Here is a 16297-nt window from a genome sequence, read left to right as displayed (position 1 = left end):
AATAGGAATTAACTTTATTGCTTTTATGGTATTTGAAAAAAACGATCATGAAAAATTATTTAAAAAAAACGATAAAGATACTAGTCCTTTCTTTATTTACAGTCTCTTCTTTAATGGCGCAATCATCGTCGATTTTTAAAAAACATGATGCTTATCAAACGCTCTCACAAATATGGGAATTAGAACCTGAAATTACTAGTGGAACCTTTTTAATAACGGCCTATAAGCCTACTTACGTTTTGCTATTCAGATTTTCCAGCCATAGACGTGAGGTTCCTTTTGAACAAGTGCCGGTTGATGAAGTTACAAGTGATGATCCAATTCAATTAGACAATATAGAAGCTACTATGCAGTTCAGTTTCAAGACGAAATTAATTCAAAGAATTTTTGGAAATGGAGCTTTATGGATGGGTTATACTCAAAAATCCTATTGGCAAGTTTATAATGGTGAATACTCAAGACCTTTTAGGGAAACTAATTATGAACCTGAAATTATTTTTAATTATCCCGTTAAATTTAATTTTTTAGGATTGAAGGCTAAAATGCTTGGGTTTGGATTTAATCATCAGTCAAATGGAAGAGAAGGTCATAAATTCACGCGAAGTTGGAACCGATTTATAATGCATGCTGGCTTTGAGGATAAGCAATGGAGTCTACTTGTTAGGACATGGGTAGCAGCTGAAATTACAGAAAATTCAGATATTGAAGATTATATGGGGAGAGCTGATGCCACTTTTAATTATAGACTAAATAAACATTTATTGACATTAAAGGCACAGCATTCTTTACGATTTGACGGCGATAATAATTATGGTAGTATTGAAGTTGATTGGGCTTTTCCTATATATGGAAATCTAAAAGGTTATTTTCAGTTTTTTCCCGGATATGGAGATGCTATGATTGATTATGATCAAATTCATACTATTGGAGGAATTGGGATTGTGTTTTCGGGAACATTATAGAAATAGTATTCACAAACTCATTTTTATGTTTCAAATAAACGGTAGTTGTTTTTCATGATTAATAAAAAAAGCGCTGCAAGTATTTTGACAAATACCGACAACGCTTTTTCCTTCATTAATAATTACCTAATTGTTCGATGAATTATAATTCAAAATTTAATTTCTTCATCAAGGGACACCTCCGGTTTTTATAGCAGAGTTCCAAATTGATCCGTAATTAATTTAAATTTACTCTGGTACTACATTGACATTGGAACTTCCATCAATAATATTTCTGTTGCATCCTCATTGGAAGTAATGGTGAATTTTTGGGTATCCCAAATCCCGAAACCATCACGGAGGCCTAATTTTTGACCTTCTATCGAAGCAGAACCATTAATGATAAATACATATACGCCATTTCCTGCTTTTTTCACCTTGTATTCAGAACTATTATTTTGATCAAATGTTCCTAGATGGAACCAAGCATCTTGATGAATCCAAACACCATCATCGTCCGGACTCGGTGAAAGGATTTGTTGAAATTTGTTTTTTCTTTGTTGTTTATTTAATGTGATTTGATCGTACCGTGGCGCTATGTTTTTTTTATTGGGATAGACCCAAATCTGTAAAAATTTCACTAGCTGATCTTTATTTTTATTGAATTCGCTATGAAAAATTCCTGTTCCGGCACTAATTACTTGAATATCTCCATTTTTTATTACGGTTGTATTTCCCATACTGTCTTTGTGTTCCAAATCACCTTCCAATGGGATACTGATGATTTCCATATTATCATGAGGATGCGTCCCAAAACCCATTCCAGCATCAACCTTGTCGTCATTCAATACTCGTAACACTCCAAAGTGCATTCTTTCCGGATTATAATAATTCGCAAAACTAAAGGTTTGATGGCTTTCTAACCAACCGTGATTGGCCAAACCTCTGGTGTTAGCTTTATGTAAAATCGTATTTTCCATAATCAGTGATTCTGAATTTGGCAAATGATTAAAACCTAAGATTTCTAGAGGTTGAATTTCATCAATATCATTTTGCATAATTTTTCCAAAAGCCGCTGTTGCAGCGAACATTCCAGTTCCAAATAATCCTTTCTTAATAAAGTCTTTTCTATCCATGACTGTTAGAGTTTATAATTCAAGACACAAATTACGGTCAGTTTCAATTCCTTTGCATTGAACTGGGACAAGAAACGAATGGTTTTTCTATAATAAAAAACATGTTTTACAATAATTTCGAGATAAAAATTAGATTGTAAATTAATGTAAATTAATAAAATGGAGAATAAGTAAAACTTATTGTTTAGCGAGTTTAGTTCGAATTTTGCTTAAAAATTCTGCTGAAATTCCAAGATAGGAAGCTATATAATGCTGTGCTACGCGCTGAGGTATACTTGGGTAGAGTTTTATAAATTCTACATACTTTTCTTTTGCTGTTTTTGCTATTGTATTTATGAGCCTGTTTTGCATAGAGGAAAGATTTCGTTGAACCAATAATCTAAAAATGCGTTCAAATTTTGGAACTTTATGTAAAAGTTTTTCTTTGGTTTCTGGCGTTAACATAAGTAATTTGCAATCGTCGAGTGTCTCTATGAATAAGTTACTTGGTTTTTTTTCATGAAAGCTAGAAATATCGCTTATCCACCAATCCTCTATAGCAAATTGTAAAATTACTTCAAACCCATTTTCATCGATGTAATATTTTCTGATACATCCTTTTATTATGTACGCTTCAAAGTTACAAATTTCACCTTCTTGTAATAATAATGTCTTTTTAGGCACTTCTTTATACTGTAATAGAGTATTGAAATAGTCGATTTCAGCGGGTGTAAATTCGCCATTTTTACAAATATTATTATTAATTGTTTCAAACATATTGATAGAATTCATGGATTAAAAAACTAGAGTTGATTTTCAGATAATTTTCTTTTTCTTTGTTGTTCTAAAATTTCCAGAATTTCACATCGAAGTAATCCACTTCCTCCACCATAATGTTGTATAATTTCAATTTCAGGTTGTTGAGAAATAAAAAAATAGCGCATTTTTATTTCAGATTCTGCATCGATGCCAGAACTTAACAATACAAAATCAAGTGTATTTTGTTGGAAATAGTCTTTAGCAAATTCTTCGTCACTAAAGCCAATTGCATGCCAATCATCGTTGGCATTTACAAGTCGTACTAAAATATCTAATATGGACTGATTTTTACCAAGTATCAAAAAATTAATTTTTTTCATAACCTCTTAATTTAAAGTAACAAAATTAATTCATAATTAATCAATTATTCTTAAACTAGAACAAGAAATAAGCTGCTAGATAGCTGCTAAATGGTTAAAAATAAAACAAGTGTCTGATGTGAAAATAGTAAAATGGAATAAATTAGAGTTATCAAAAACTCGTTTTGTGAATATTTTTCAGCAAAATTAAACCAAAATTTAAATTTTAAGTTTCTTCAGAAAACTTATTTGATTAAGTTCGATTGTTTTTTAGGGATTTGTAGAGAGATTTTTTTTTTTTACAGCTTCTAGATATTTTGAATCCATCAGGCAATACCAGTTTAACTATTTTTTCTGCTTAAACTATCTTTTTCAAAGGATAGTTTTAATAAAGTACCGTTATTATTATCAATCGAAAAAGTACCGTCTAAGTCATCACTTAATCCTTTGATTAAACTCATGCCGAAGGTATTTATTTTTTTTTGGTTGAACGCAATAGGAATACCAATTCCATTATCGTGCACTGTAAGTAAATAACGATTAACTGAAAGAGGTACGAGTGTTACAGCTATTATTCCCTCTCGATTATTTGGGAATGCATATTTTATAGAATTAACAACAGCTTCGTTTATAATTAATCCCAAAGGAACTGCTTGAGCGACATCTAATTCAAGTTGTTCGATTTTTATTTCAAAGCGAATACGTTGTCTCAGATTATATGAATCTTTTAAATATTCAATTAATTCTTTAATATAAACAGGCATGTTTATTGTCGAAACATTTTCAGACATGTATAATTTTTGGTGAATAAGTGACATTGCATGTATTCGGTGTTGACTACTTTTTAGAGTAGATAAAGCCGTTTCGTCATCAAGATAAGCGGATTGCGTGTTTAGCAAACTGATAACTGTTTGAAGATTGTTTTTTACGCGATGGTGAATTTCTTTTACAAGCCATTCTTTTTCGTCAAGTAAACGCTGTAGATTACTGTTTTTTTGATCAATCTCTTTTTCTTTTATCTCAAGTTTTAAATTATTCCTTTGTTTTAATTGGTAACGATTGTATAATAAACTAATAATGATAAGAAGTAATATGATTGACCAGATAGATAAATTGATTAAAAGGCTTGATTTGTCTAATTTGCTTTGCTGTAATTTCGTTTGAACTTTTAATGTTTTAATATTTTGTTCTTTTTTCAACGTTTCATATTGAATTTTTAATTCCTCAATCTGTTTGTTTTTATCAGTATTATAGATAGAATCATTAATTTGATTGTATTTTTGATAATGCCCAATTGAAGAAAGGTATTTTCCTGAAAGCGAATCAATTTTGAACAAAGCGAGTTCTAAATTCTGAAAACTAAAGTTTTGTTTTTTTTCTCGATTAATAGCTAATACTTTATCAGCATAAAATTTTGCTTTACCCGCTTGCCCATTTTTGGCATAAAATAATGACATTTGAGAATAACAGAATGCAACGTCTCTAGCAGTTTCAAGTGAGTTTAAATTTTTTGCATGAGTGTCCATTTCATCATAATATTTTTTTGCTGCAGAAACAATACCCATATTTTGATAGGTAGATGCCTTAATGTAAGCGAGAAACATTTTATCTAATTCATTTTGAGGCGGATAATCTTTAGTAATAGTTTCCATATAACTAAGTGCTTCTTTGTATTTTTTATTTTCACAAAGCGACCCGACACTGCTTAAAAAACTTTTATACCAGCTTCCGCTATTTATACCTTTTCGGCCTACATCAATACTTTTTTTGTATAATTCTATAGCTTCTTCATAGTGTCCCATTTGATGATATACAGTTCCCAGACGCATATAAAAATTATCAGCACAAATCGTGTCTTTTGTAGCTTCCATTGTTTTTATACTTTCAAGTGCATAAAATAATGCTTTTTCAATATTATTTTTCTGTGTAAATATATAAGCAAGAGTTGTTGTTGTATAGTGATTATGTTTAAAACCAATTTTTTTTTGGAATGCTAAACTTTCTAAAGACTCTTTCTCGGCAAGATCAATCTTACCATTCCAGAAATGAACAGTAATCAATTTCATTAGAGTTTCTAATTCTTTTTCTTTTTCATTAACTTCTCTATAAATTAACCTTGCCTCCAACAGAATTTTTTCCTTATTCACATTTTCGTTAGGAAGATAAGTTCCTTGATTGTCCAAAGCTTCAGCTAAAGCTTTTCGGTCTTTTGATTTTCTAGTTTCATTTACAACTTTAAAAAATACATTTCTACTTGCGTTTAAGTTATTTGCTTGGGTATAATACTTCCCCAGTAACATATAACTCTCCCATTGCCATTTTTTTATCGCAAGAAAATCACTTAGCTGTATGGCTTCTCTAATGTAAACCAAGGCATTTTGAAGATCGTTTTTTTTAGTTCCGGGTTTAAAAAGATAATGACTGCCTAACTGAAGTAATAACTTGATACGATCTATTTTTTTTAATTTTGAAAGTATTTTTTTTGCAGCATTAATATTATTTCGATTGACCATTTCACCTCCCGGCAAATAGGTTCCGTCATTATACCCCTCGTCATAGGATAATGATAGGGGAACTTTATTGGCATTGCACGCCATAACCATAGCACTATCCATGTCTATTGCCCCTTGATTTACAGCATGTAAATAGACTCCTGTGGCCTTAATTAATAATCTGACTTTTTTAATATCATAATTATTTTCTGAAGATTTGATTTGCCCAAAACCCTGGAGTGTGATAGTTAAAACAAAACTAAAAACGAATAAGACTTTCATGTTTTACTTTATTTTATTGGTGCGAACGTTAGCTATTTACAAATATAGAAATAAAAATAGGCAAATAAATTTTAAATATTTATGTGAATTAGTAGTTATTGTTAGGATTGAGATACTGCCAATTTCATTTATTTAAAAAGAACACTTTGTTTTTTAATACATAAATATTAACTAATTTTATAGTAGTAATTCAGAGTGATATTTTGAATTGCAATTTTATCAATTAAGCAACGAGAAATAGCCTTTATGGTTTGGTTTTTTAATGTACAATAAAAAATAATTTTATGGCAAGGGATGCTAATGATGATAAAAAATCATTGAAAATGAAAATATTGATTGTGGAAGATCAATTTATTGAAGCTCATGATTTGCAGTTAATTCTTGAAAAAGCAGGTTATGAAGTTATGGGGATCGTACGTTCTGTGTTGCAAGCGCTTGAATTTATAGCGAATGACATACCCGATTTAGTTTTTGTGGATATTTTTCTTAAAGGGAATGAAACAGGTATTGATTTAGCAAAAAAACTGAAAGAAAAACATATTGGTTTTATATTTCTGTCTGCTAATTCCAGTAAAACGATATTGGATGATGCCAAAAAAACGCAACCCTACGGTTTTATTGTAAAACCATTTCGTGAACAAGACATTTTAATTACTTTAGAAATTGCTTGTTATCGGCATAAGCATAGTGCAGAAACACAGTTGTTGCAAGAAAGTATTTTGCAAAAAAGCATTGATGAAATCATGTATTCTTCGGTAAAATGGGAGCAGGCTTTATTGCAATTAGGAACGGTATTACAAACCTACATTCCGTTTGATTATATGGAAGGTGGATTTGTTAATGAGGAATATAATACGATTGGACTGCTTCGAAGAAATTTTGATAGTTATGAAATAATTAATATAGAGAGATTTTCAAAAATAACCGCTATAAAAAAAGAAGAATTGATTGATATGCAATCCAAATCTCTGAAACATGATATAGCTCAAATTTATGAAGGTGATTCGTTTATAAAAATGTGCCAAAATTCAGCTATTAAAAGATTGATTGTTCATACTTTCGGAATTAAATCTTTCGTAGTTATTCCTTTGAATATTGAAGGTACTGTTTTTAATTTTTTATTTTACAGCAGACATTTTGAAACATACACAAGAGAACATCTTATGCTGCTGACCAAACTTGAGAATATATTAACAAAGTTTGTGAATAATATGCATATTGCCCGGAAAAAGACATTCAATGATAGCAAGGAAATTTTAAATATTTCAGGAAATTCGCTTCAAGGTTTTGAATCAATGATTGGAAACAGCAAAAAGATGATCACCGTTTTTGATTGTATAAAGAAAGTAGCTCCTTTTGAAACTTCAGTGCTGATTTTGGGAGAAAGCGGAACCGGAAAAGAAAAAGTAGTACAAGGGATCCACAATCTTTCTTCTAGAAGGGACAAACCTTTGGTTATTATTAATTGTGGAGCTATCCCTGATAACCTAGCAGAATCACTGCTTTTTGGACATGAGAAAGGTGCATTTACGGGAGCACTGGACAGGCGCATCGGAAAATTTGAAATGGCGGATGGGGGAACTATTTTTTTAGATGAAATTGGTGAAATGCCCATTGATCTTCAGGTGAAATTATTACGGGTATTACAAGAAAAGGAAATAGAAAGGGTAGGAGGACGTTCGTCAATAAATATTGATGTCCGAATTATTGCTGCAACCAACCGAAATCTTGAAGAAGAATTGGCTGCAGGACGATTTCGACTGGACTTATACTACAGACTTTATGTTTTTCCGATCAATGTACCTTCTTTAAGAGAACGGAAAGAAGATATTCCTGCTTTGGTTGCTCATTTTATTAATTTATTTAGTAAAAAAATTGGAATTAAACCTCCTGTTCTTGCTGAAGAGGCACTTCAAGAAATGTTATCCTATGACTGGCCGGGTAATATTAGGGAGTTGGAACATGTTATAGAACGTAGTATCTTGATGAGTGAAAGCAATATTATTAAAGAAATTCACCTTCCTTTTTCGAATAAAAATCAGCTGGGTGAAATACAACAGGAATATTCGATAAAGACAATTCATGATAATGAACGCGATTATATTACCTACATTTTGAAAAAGTGTAAAGGAAAAGTTTCAGGTTTGGGGGGGGCTGCAGAAATTTTAAATATTCCTGCTTCTACATTGAATTCTAAAATCAAAAAATTGGGTATAAAAAATAACGATTTCGGATAAAATAGGTTTGCTATTATTTTAAAGAATAATCAATTTTGAAATTGAGAATTGAATATGAAACCGTTAATTTTTAAACATGGGAAGTGGGTTGAAAGGATGTTTGAAGAAATTTTTAAAAATTCTATTTAGAAGAAAAAGATGAAAACCCAGATTGGGTAATTTTTTTCTGAATGCTTTAATTTTTTGACGGTCAAAACCAAAATTTATTAATCCTAAAGACACATCCATCCAATCGGCTTTCCTAAAATATTCAACAGTTGTTTTGTGCTTTCCTTGATATTGACTCGTTCTGTGATGCCAATAAATCATTAGTGTGATTTCCTCAATCCATTCCTGTTTTCCAGATTCTGTCAAGTAGAGTTTAGCCTGCTCAATGGAAGGATATAGGTAGTCAATAGTATGAGCAGTCCAAATTCCAATATCGTGGAATACACCTGCGATAGCATATTTTTCTATGTTGTTTTCATTGGAATCCATTAAAAGACAATTCAAAAACACACGATATACGTGGTTTTTGTATCGATTGCAATCCTCACCTAGGATTGGTTTAAATTTTTGAAATAAGTCTTCAATGATTTGATTTGAATACTCCATTACACAAAAGTTTAAGTTAACCAAGTGTCGGTTTGTTACTTTCAAAGATACTAAAAATTGGTTTCATTTTAGAGTAACAAAAATAGAAGATCTAATGGCTCTTGTCAGATTTAGGGTTCGATGACCTTTACCAAAAGTGTCTTCCACCAATAAAACGTTTCCAGATTCAAAAATTCTCTTTTCTCCTAAAGAGGTTTCAATTTCAATAGTCCCATCTTGTAATATAATATATTGTCGTGCTGGGGCCCGATGAAAATCATAATCATAGTGCTCTTTTACTTTTCTAAAAACAATACCTTTTGCTTCCTGGATTTCTGATAAAAAGCCTATTTCGCCACTTTCTTTCAGAGGAATTTTAATATCTTCAAAGTGACTTTCTCCAGCATCATCGGAGAATAGCCTTGTTATCGTATACTGTTCCATTTTCGTCTATTTAACATTTTTAGAAATTAAAAGATCTAGGTATGAGAAGCTTAATTCCAAAGGTAATTTACTAAGTGTTAAAAATTATTTTTAAACCATGCAATAGAAAGGTCTATATCTTCCTGGTTCAAGTTATGACTGGTATTTATTTCATGATGAGAAATAGTAAAGTTCCCGTTTTTTAATATTTTGAGATACTCGTTTGTTTCACCAATACTCACCATGGGATCATTTTTTCCCGTGGACAAAAATAACGGGATGTTCTTTTTGCTTTTAAAATTTGGAATATACCTAAAAGGTTGCATGGGGCGATATAGTATAGCGCCGGCAAAAAAATCAGGATGAAGAATTAAAGTGGCTCCGGCAATATTTGCTCCGTTAGAATAACCCAATGCGATAATTTTTGTCGAATCAAAGCTTTCTTTAGTAGCGAGGGCTTTTACAAAGTAAATCATTTCTTCTGTTCGAAATTCTAAATCTCGTTCATCAAAAACACCCATCCCTAATCTTTTAAAAAATCGAGGCATCCCATTTTCCAACACATTACCCCGTAGACTTAAAATATTTAAACCAGCACCAAAATCTTTAGCTAATGGCAATAGGTCATGTTCATTACCACCTGTTCCATGCAAAAGTAGCAGTGTGTTAGCACTAGGATTTCCTGTGCCTATAAAAATATACTGTAGTGGTTGAAAGTCCATGTTTTTCACTTAATTTATTAGTACTAAATTAGATTCAATTTCTTCGCGACGTGTTTCATATTGTGGCGGTAATTTTAATTCTTTACCTAAATTTTCGACCTTTTCATCAACTGTAAATCCAGGATTTTCAGTAGCGATTTCAAAAAGAACTCCTCCTGGTTCCCGAAAATAGAGTGAATGAAAATATTGACGGTCAATTTGTGGTGTTATGCCTAATCCCAACGCATCAATTATTTTACGGAAATGCATGAGAATTTCATCATTTTTAACTCTGAAAGCTACATGATGTACAGATCCGTTGGCTACATGACCTCGTTTTTCATCCGGTAATTGCACTAAATCCACTATGGCTGCATTATCCACTTCATTTGTTGCATAGCGGTACCGATTAACTTCCTGATCGATTAATTTGTATCCAAATACTTCAGTGAGAATAATTGCTGTAGCTTTAATATCATTCAATGTTAAAGTAATGTTGTGAAAACCTTTTGTAGCTACCGCTTTTTTTATGTCTTCCGTTTCCCAAGCTTTTCGATCATCAGCTGTTTTGGATTCTATCAATTCCAATTTCAATCCGTCTGGATCTAAAAAGGTCAGGTGTTTTTCTCCAAATTTCATAGCAGTTTTGTTATAAATCACATTGTGTTCTTCAAAGCGGTTTATCCAAAAATCTAAACTTCCTGCTGGAACAGAATAGCCAATTTCAGTCGCCATTCCAGAACCTTTTCTGCCTTGCTGAATTCCTTCTCCCCATGGGAAAAAAGTCAAGATTGTTCCTGCACTTCCTATTTCATCCCCAAAATAAAAATGATAGGTTCCCGGATCATCAAAGTTGACTGTTTTTTTTATGAATCGCAGTCCTAAAATTTTTGAATAAAAATTAAAATTACGCTTGGCATCTCCAGCAATTGCCGTAATATGATGAATGCCTAATATTTTATTTTCCATAGTGTATTTTATTTATTAGTATAAAATTAGTTTGCAAAAAATCGTGTACATTATACTGAAATAGGAAAAAATTAGATACTTTCTTCCTTATTGAAAGCAGAAATAATTTCGTGTGATAATAATCCTGTGCCACCACCATAAGGGTCTAAAATAATTATAGTTGGATTTATTTCTTTAAAATAATGACACAATTTATTTTGTTTTTTTTTATTAACATTACAACCAAAAAGAATCATTGATATATTGTATTCTGAAAATAATAGTACTGCCTCTTCCTCATTATTAACTACAAATCCATACCAACTTTCATTTGCGTTTATTAATTCAAGTACTTCAATTGAATTATATTTATTGGGGCTTATATAAAGAATATTTATTTTAGTCATTACTATCAATTTTGATGTTACTAATTAGTATGTTTTAAAATTTATATTGGATTGTTGTACTGCCAAAAAAAATGTCTTTTCCTGCCCCTGAATCTTTTATAAATGAACCAGAATTAAACCAAGTAGCACCACATTTAAAAGCGAATTGATTTGATGTTTGATAAATTATTTCGTTACTCAGTTGTGTTCCGATAAACTTTTTAAAACTGTTTTTCCCGGAATAAATTAATCGTTGATTTGGATTATAAATGCCATCGTTTATGCTGGCTCTCCAGAAAATATCATAGTCTAACGCAAAATTTAATTTTGAGCTGAATTCCAAATTAATGGAAGGATGAATATCAATTAAATTAGAAGGCCCAATTAATCCCACTATACCAAAATAGGCACCTCGCGGATAAAGCGGATTGAAAGTTTCTATACGTTCATCCTCATAATTTTTATCACCTGAGATGTATTCGCTTTTTAAACCTACGGTTGGAACATATTTATTTTTTTTAAACTGATAGGTTGTGTTTGATGAAATGGTCCAACCCCTTATTGTTTGATTTTCCAGATTTCCAAATTGATACACCCCTTCAAAATCATAATGCCAGTTTCCGCTATTTTTCCAAACTCTTGTCCCTAAGGAATGACGTGTTTCTTTTCCGGCACCGTCATCAAAAATGGAATTACGTTTCCACAAGCCTAAATAATAAAAATCTATATTATTCAAAAAAGGAACGCTGTTTAGCACAGTATAGCTCCCCCAAAATTTGCTGTCTTTATTAAAATGATTATCAAAAATTCCAATGCTGTTAACAACTGGATGCGAATAAAAAAGATCGGTATTAAGATTTGTTGTATTGAAGATTAACTTCAAGCCATCAAAAGAAAGTCTGCTATTTGGTAATTCTCGCACACTTACTAATCGCTGTGAACCGTATGACATTTCTTGGCGACCGCCACGAAAAATTAATTTTGATTCATTTTTATTTGAAATATTGATATCAAAAAAGGCCTGGTGATAATCCAGGGGATTGTTTTCGATTAAATTTGGATTAATTCTTCCGTTTGCGTTACTACTTTGCAATTGAAAAAAAGCCCTAAAAGATTTGGAAGCATGAATATCTATATGCAACAAAAAACGGGTTAATATATAACCATCTTTATCATTGGGAATATCTCCCCATCGTTCATTTTTATAATAAAAATATTGGTACCGTACTTCTCCACCTGCTGAAATGTAATTTTCTTTACTTGCATTTAATGGTATAAATTTCATTTGAGTATACCAATTTTTTGAGGTATCATTTTTCAAGTAAGTAAAATTATCATCGTAGCGAAATGATTTTATAGCTGCATTGTTTTGAGCAAAAAAAACGGCATTGAATCCTATAAAGCAAATTATCGTTAGCAGTTTTTTCATCGTAACTATTTTTATTTTTTAAAGGATAAGTCCGATTAATAATTGAATGCTTACGTCAGCAATCAACAATTATCTAAACAGGAAATGAATATCTCTTCCAGTACGACAAAATATCCAGTTAACGCAAGTTTGCAAAGGATACTAAGCATCACTTTTTTACAAAAATCTGCTTAATCAAATCGGGAATCCCAAGCGGAATGGTACAAGTTCCGCTTGAGCAATACTAATTCCGTTTTTTTAGCCATGCACTATAACAATGCTAATGAAATGGCACTGCGAAAATTATATTGGTTCCCTATTTTAAACAGTTCCCGGATCTGAATGTATTTTTTAATGATTATTTTGTCTGGTATCCGCCATAAAAATTGATGGGGCTCCACTCGGGAATAGCCCTAGGTACTACCGGAACAAATTTTAAGAAATCACCGTTTCCATAAACTGCTTTTCCATCCAGAATGGTTAAATTTGATTTGATGTCTTTTATTTTTTCCGCATCAATGGTCAAATAGTCCTCTGAAAGAATTACCAAATCGGCCAAATAGCCTGATTTTATAGTTCCTCTATCTTTATCTTGATTGATTAACGAAGCACTCCCTTGCGTATAAATTTTCAATGCTTTAATACGATCCAGTTGATTTTTTTTGTCGGCAAATTCAATTCCACCTACAGATTTACCCGTTACCAGCCAATACAGTCCAATCCAAGGATTAAAACTGGCAACCCGGGTTCCATCAGTTCCTCCACCAATTTTTAATCCCATATCTATCATTTTACGGATAGGTGGCGCGTTTAAAGCTGCTTTTTTTCCGTAACGTGAAATAAATGTTTCAGCTTGGTATGCCATCCGGTGTTGAATTGCAATTCCACCACCCAGCGCTTTAATTCGTACTAAATTTTCATCAGAAACGGTTTCTGCGTGATCAAAAAACCAAGCCAATCCGTTAAGTGGTGTTTCTTTATTGACCTCTTCAATAACATTTAAAAAGCGAGAAATACTTTCATTATAGGTTGCATGCAAACGAAATGGCCAATGATTTTTCACTAATGTTCCGATTACGGCTTTCAATTGTGTTTCCATACTCGCAACTAATTCTGGACGCGGTTTGGTAAAGTTTTCAAAATCTCCGGCAGCTGCGACTAGATTTTCACCACCACCCTGAACATAATATTCAGTGGGTCTGTCATCATGATCTTGAGCTTCAATATCAACCATGCCAATCCATCTTTGATAATCTTCCAGTTCCTTACCGGGCTTTTGTGCAAATAGATAATACGGCAGTCGAATGGTAAGTTGTTTTAATTTTGAAAGTGAATCGGTAATAGCATAGTCATCCGGAAAATTTTGAAAGCCACCACCAGCATCCATAACACTTGTTACTCCTAACGAATTCAGTTCGGTCATGAATAGTTTCGTTGAATTGATTTTTTCTGAAGTCGAAAGTTCAGGCAGTTTTGCCAAAGTGGAATAAAGGATGAAGGCATTCGGCTCTGCTACCAGTAATCCAGTTGGTTGGCCATATTGGTCTTTTTGGATCAATCCACCGTTTGGATTTGGAGTTTCTTCCGTAATTCCTAATTTTTTTATTCCGGCTTTATTCAGATAAGCTTCTCCGTACAGATGTAAAATAAAAGCGGGTGTATTTCCAGTAGCATCATTAATCTCTTCTAGTGTTGGTCCTCTTTTTTCTGCAAACTGATATTCGGTCCACCCACCCACGACACGAACCCATTGTCCTTCCGGAGTGCGTTGCGCTTGTTCTTTGAGCATTTGTAAAGCACGGCTCAAGGTCTTAACGCCATCCCAACGCAATTCTGTATTGTAAAATCTTCCGCCACGAATAACGTGTAAGTGAGAATCATATAATCCTGGAATTACTGTTTTCCCTTTAGCATCAATAACGGTTGACTTGGCTGTTTTGTATTGTAATACCTGAGCAGTAGTTCCTACAGCTACAATTTTATCGCCATTTATTGCTATCGCTTCTGCTTGTGGTGTAGCATCGTTTAATGTAATCACCTTGGCATTGGTGATTATCAGCGTTGCTTTTTTTTGAGCAGAAAGACTCACTGAAAAAAGTGAAATGAGCAATAGAATATTGAATGTGCTTTTTTTCATGATACAAAATTTGTTTAAAAAAGCGGGCATTTTTCAATACCCGCTTTTTATAATTATTTTAGTGTTTTATTACTGCACGGGAATATTGCACTCCAATACCATATGCTCCACCGTATTTAACTACTAGATCAGTAACTGCTTTATAAGTTGCACCTCTTGCCCAATCACGTTGCAATTCCAATAAATATTGTAATGAAGTGATCGGATGAGCACCTGCCTGAACCATTCTGTTGACTGCCATTTCGTGAGCTTCTTTTGAAACATCTCCACTGGCATCAGTAATTACGTATACGGTATAACCATCATTAATTGCTGATAATACAGGTCCGACGATACAAACACTTGTCCATAAACCACCCATTACCAATGTTTTTTTGCCTTTACCTACAATAGCTTTATAGGCATTAACATCTTCCCAACTGTTCATAGTTGTACGGTCTATGTAGTTTGAAGTTGCTTTAGGATAGAACTCCTGTACTTCAGGAAAAACAGGGCCACTAAATGATTCTTCTGCTACTGTAGTTACTACGGTTGGGACATTAAAGATTTTTGATGCACCGGCTACAAGCGCAGCGTTGTTTCTGAGTTGATCAACACTGATACTTGTTACTGGAAATGCCATTTGGCTTTCATAATCAATCAACACTAAGGTATGATTGGTTGGGTTCAATAGGCTAGGACTTGGTTTTTGAGCAAATGCTGCAATTGATCCTAATGCTAAAACTGCTGTTAAAATTACTTTTTTCATGATACTTGTGTAATTGAAAATTCTTGTTCTAATTATTGTTTAATAAATTGTAATTCGATGTTGAGACGAACTTCTTCACTGACTAAAACACCTCCAGTTTCCAAAGCTGAGTTCCAGTTTAAATCCCAATCTTTACGATTGATTTTACCGTTGATAGTAAAAGCTGCTTTTATATTTCCCCATGGATCTTTCATTAATCCACTAAATTCTACCGCTAATTTTACTGATTTTGTAACACCATGAAGTGTTAAATCTCCAATTAGCTCAAATTCTCCTTCGTTTATTTTTTTTAAAGAAGTAGCTGTAAAGTTGATTTTAGGAAATTGAGCGGCATCAAAAAAATCTGGACTTAATAAATGAGCATCTCTATCTGCATTTCCTGTAGTTATTGAATCAATGTCGCCATTGAAATCAATTTTAGCGTTTTCGAAATGATCATCATTAGTTTCGATAGCGGCGTCAAAGGTTTGAAATTTTCCAGATACATTAGTAAACATCATGTGTTTTACTTTAAATCCGATTTCTGAATGTGTTGGGTCGATTACCCATTTTGTTGTTGACATAATTTATTCTTTTAATTTATTAATGTTTAAAGCTTCTTATTGGCTTCATTTAATTTATAGTGCAAAGTTGCAGCTGAATTAAATGCTCCGCATTGAACTAGAACAAGAAAAAAATATAGTGATTAATAATAATTTAATTTCCCTCGAATTAGTTTTGTGCAAAATTGTATTTCCTATAGTTTTCTAAAAAGCGTTGCCTAGAAAAGCCTTTTTAGAATTGCATGG

General features: G+C 32.5%; 15 protein-coding genes. 2 read left to right on the top strand and 13 right to left on the bottom strand.

What is annotated here, in order from left to right; all coding sequences use genetic code 11:
* The first annotated feature begins 47 nt into the window (after positions 1-47).
* A complete protein-coding gene (locus ACM55K_RS13205) occupies positions 48-962 on the top strand; it encodes a phospholipase A (protein ID WP_416850744.1) in 915 nt (304 codons plus the stop codon).
* 239 nt (positions 963-1201) lie between these two features.
* Here ACM55K_RS13205 and ACM55K_RS13200 read toward each other — a convergent pair whose 3' ends face one another.
* From ACM55K_RS13200 to ACM55K_RS13185, 4 genes are all read right to left on the bottom strand, one after another.
* A complete protein-coding gene (locus ACM55K_RS13200; RefSeq protein WP_416850889.1) occupies positions 1202-1921 on the bottom strand; it encodes a pirin family protein in 720 nt (239 codons plus the stop codon).
* 333 nt (positions 1922-2254) lie between these two features.
* A complete protein-coding gene (locus tag ACM55K_RS13195; protein WP_416850743.1) occupies positions 2255-2848 on the bottom strand; it encodes a Crp/Fnr family transcriptional regulator in 594 nt (197 codons plus the stop codon).
* Positions 2849-2859: 11 nt separating this feature from the next.
* Positions 2860-3195: a hypothetical protein gene (locus ACM55K_RS13190; protein ID WP_416850742.1), complete on the bottom strand. Its 336-nt coding sequence runs from the start codon at positions 3193-3195 to the stop codon at positions 2860-2862.
* Positions 3196-3515: 320 nt separating this feature from the next.
* A complete protein-coding gene (locus tag ACM55K_RS13185; protein WP_416850741.1) occupies positions 3516-5702 on the bottom strand; it encodes a tetratricopeptide repeat-containing sensor histidine kinase in 2187 nt (728 codons plus the stop codon).
* 530 nt (positions 5703-6232) lie between these two features.
* Between ACM55K_RS13185 and ACM55K_RS13180 the strand changes: the two genes are divergently transcribed.
* Positions 6233-8185: a sigma 54-interacting transcriptional regulator gene (locus tag ACM55K_RS13180; RefSeq protein ID WP_416850740.1), complete on the top strand. Its 1953-nt coding sequence runs from the start codon at positions 6233-6235 to the stop codon at positions 8183-8185.
* Between the two features lie 63 nt (positions 8186-8248).
* Here the strand turns inward: ACM55K_RS13180 and ACM55K_RS13175 are convergent, their stop codons facing one another.
* From ACM55K_RS13175 to ACM55K_RS13135, 9 genes are all read right to left on the bottom strand, one after another.
* A complete protein-coding gene (locus tag ACM55K_RS13175; RefSeq protein ID WP_416850739.1) occupies positions 8249-8779 on the bottom strand; it encodes an HD domain-containing protein in 531 nt (176 codons plus the stop codon).
* A 63-nt stretch (positions 8780-8842) separates the two neighbouring features.
* Complete coding sequence (locus ACM55K_RS13170) at positions 8843-9202, bottom strand: cupin domain-containing protein (RefSeq protein ID WP_416850738.1); 360 nt, start codon at positions 9200-9202, stop codon at positions 8843-8845.
* Between the two features lie 77 nt (positions 9203-9279).
* Positions 9280-9903 (bottom strand): alpha/beta hydrolase, encoded by a 624-nt coding sequence (locus ACM55K_RS13165; RefSeq protein WP_416850737.1) that lies wholly within the window; start codon positions 9901-9903, stop codon positions 9280-9282.
* 9 nt (positions 9904-9912) lie between these two features.
* On the bottom strand, positions 9913-10851 hold the full coding sequence (locus ACM55K_RS13160) for a ring-cleaving dioxygenase (RefSeq protein ID WP_416850736.1): 939 nt from the start codon (positions 10849-10851) through the stop codon (positions 9913-9915).
* A gap of 71 nt (positions 10852-10922) precedes the next feature.
* Positions 10923-11237, bottom strand: a complete 315-nt coding sequence (locus tag ACM55K_RS13155; RefSeq protein ID WP_416850735.1) for a hypothetical protein — start codon at positions 11235-11237, stop codon at positions 10923-10925.
* Positions 11238-11271: 34 nt separating this feature from the next.
* Positions 11272-12645 (bottom strand): alginate export family protein, encoded by a 1374-nt coding sequence (locus ACM55K_RS13150; RefSeq protein ID WP_416850734.1) that lies wholly within the window; start codon positions 12643-12645, stop codon positions 11272-11274.
* A 337-nt stretch (positions 12646-12982) separates the two neighbouring features.
* Positions 12983-14761 (bottom strand): amidohydrolase, encoded by a 1779-nt coding sequence (locus ACM55K_RS13145; RefSeq protein WP_416850733.1) that lies wholly within the window; start codon positions 14759-14761, stop codon positions 12983-12985.
* Between the two features lie 58 nt (positions 14762-14819).
* On the bottom strand, positions 14820-15509 hold the full coding sequence (locus ACM55K_RS13140) for a hydrolase (RefSeq protein WP_416850732.1): 690 nt from the start codon (positions 15507-15509) through the stop codon (positions 14820-14822).
* A 32-nt stretch (positions 15510-15541) separates the two neighbouring features.
* A complete protein-coding gene (locus tag ACM55K_RS13135) occupies positions 15542-16072 on the bottom strand; it encodes a YceI family protein (protein ID WP_416850731.1) in 531 nt (176 codons plus the stop codon).
* Positions 16073-16297 lie beyond the last annotated feature (225 nt).

This window comes from Flavobacterium arabinosi (assembly GCF_048158725.1).
Lineage (GTDB): Bacteria > Bacteroidota > Bacteroidia > Flavobacteriales > Flavobacteriaceae > Flavobacterium > Flavobacterium arabinosi.
Note: the sequence above shows the minus strand (reverse complement) of the source record. Positions and strands in the feature narration are given on the sequence as shown.

What these genes read in the sequence shown, in the direction of transcription:
- ACM55K_RS13140 (WP_416850732.1), bottom strand. Translation starts at nt 15,509, where the DNA reads ATGAAAAAAGTAATTTTAACAGCAGTTTTAGCATTAGGATCAATTGCA.
- ACM55K_RS13205 (WP_416850744.1), top strand. Translation starts at nt 48, where the DNA reads ATGAAAAATTATTTAAAAAAAACGATAAAGATACTAGTCCTTTCTTTA.
- ACM55K_RS13145 (WP_416850733.1), bottom strand. Translation starts at nt 14,761, where the DNA reads ATGAAAAAAAGCACATTCAATATTCTATTGCTCATTTCACTTTTTTCA.
- ACM55K_RS13170 (WP_416850738.1), bottom strand. Translation starts at nt 9,202, where the DNA reads ATGGAACAGTATACGATAACAAGGCTATTCTCCGATGATGCTGGAGAA.
- ACM55K_RS13135 (WP_416850731.1), bottom strand. Translation starts at nt 16,072, where the DNA reads ATGTCAACAACAAAATGGGTAATCGACCCAACACATTCAGAAATCGGA.
- ACM55K_RS13190 (WP_416850742.1), bottom strand. Translation starts at nt 3,195, where the DNA reads ATGAAAAAAATTAATTTTTTGATACTTGGTAAAAATCAGTCCATATTA.
- ACM55K_RS13160 (WP_416850736.1), bottom strand. Translation starts at nt 10,851, where the DNA reads ATGGAAAATAAAATATTAGGCATTCATCATATTACGGCAATTGCTGGA.
- ACM55K_RS13195 (WP_416850743.1), bottom strand. Translation starts at nt 2,848, where the DNA reads ATGAATTCTATCAATATGTTTGAAACAATTAATAATAATATTTGTAAA.
- ACM55K_RS13180 (WP_416850740.1), top strand. Translation starts at nt 6,233, where the DNA reads ATGGCAAGGGATGCTAATGATGATAAAAAATCATTGAAAATGAAAATA.
- ACM55K_RS13150 (WP_416850734.1), bottom strand. Translation starts at nt 12,645, where the DNA reads ATGAAAAAACTGCTAACGATAATTTGCTTTATAGGATTCAATGCCGTT.
- ACM55K_RS13165 (WP_416850737.1), bottom strand. Translation starts at nt 9,903, where the DNA reads ATGGACTTTCAACCACTACAGTATATTTTTATAGGCACAGGAAATCCT.
- ACM55K_RS13155 (WP_416850735.1), bottom strand. Translation starts at nt 11,237, where the DNA reads ATGACTAAAATAAATATTCTTTATATAAGCCCCAATAAATATAATTCA.
- ACM55K_RS13200 (WP_416850889.1), bottom strand. Translation starts at nt 1,921, where the DNA reads ATGGAAAATACGATTTTACATAAAGCTAACACCAGAGGTTTGGCCAAT.
- ACM55K_RS13175 (WP_416850739.1), bottom strand. Translation starts at nt 8,779, where the DNA reads ATGGAGTATTCAAATCAAATCATTGAAGACTTATTTCAAAAATTTAAA.